We start from the raw sequence: 994 nt of genomic DNA on the forward strand, positions 1-994 counted from the left end.
CGTCATCACCAATGGTCACCGACAGCGGAGACATCAAGGAATCATCGCCATCAGAATCGACGGCATAGACTGGTAAATCGAAGATCAGATCATTATTGTCGAGACCATCTGCATGGTCTAATGCTTCAAGTAGCGTGAAGGTGTATTCGCCTAACGTAGTACCTGAGAAGCTTAAGCTGAAGACAGGAACGTCCGTTCCACCGTCATCAATAAAGCCGGTATAGATGCCTGAGTCTGCTGGGTCTTCTTTAAGCTCAACCGCAATGTTGTTCGACGTTAACGCACCACCCACATTGAACTCAGTTGGTTCGATTCGGAACTTCTCAACATCATCACTTTGGTTGGTAAACGAGATAGTCTCGGTTTGGCTCACCGCACTGCCGCTTGGTGTCGAGCCATCGGCAAGTTGTGTTTCTGATAGCGTCACGCTTGGTACGGATTCGATGGTTGGAATATCGCCATCAGTAATCGTCAGAGTGACCGTTGACGTCACCACATCGTTATCTAAATCGCTTGAGGTCACCACAATCGATTTGACGATGTCTTCGCTAACCGTGTGGTCTAGATTGCGGTTTGGTTCGAAGCGTACTTCACCTTCAAGTGTGATAAACAGAGAGCCTTCAGTGAAGATAAACTCTTGCTCACCGGTATCAGCTTGGTCAAGCGTCAGTGGAGTCCCACCATCGTAAGTAAACTCAGTAATGGTCGCGCCATCAGCACTCTGCTCTGGCATCACATCAATGGTACTGGTTGTGATTGTGCCGTCTGCAAGATTTGGCTCAGTGATATCTAACGTACCATCCTGCATGATTTGAACATCATCACCGATGGTTACATTTAACTGAGAAACCAAAGAATCATCGCCATCGCTGTCTACTGCATAAACAGGCAGGTCAAAGCTCAAACTGTTATTCACCAGACCATCTTCGTGGTCAAGCGCTTCAAGTAACGTAAAGGTGTATTGACCTAAATTGGTATCCGAGAAGCTAATAGT

1 protein-coding gene is annotated in these 994 nt (G+C 46.9%); it reads right to left on the reverse strand.

The genetic code is table 11. The features are described from left to right. Positions 1 to 994 (reverse strand): hypothetical protein (locus tag AB4507_RS21930; protein WP_372183370.1); only part of this gene is annotated, 994 nt, incomplete at both ends.

This window comes from Vibrio sp. 10N.222.54.A3 (genome assembly GCF_041474095.1).
GTDB lineage: Bacteria > Pseudomonadota > Gammaproteobacteria > Enterobacterales > Vibrionaceae > Vibrio > Vibrio crassostreae_C.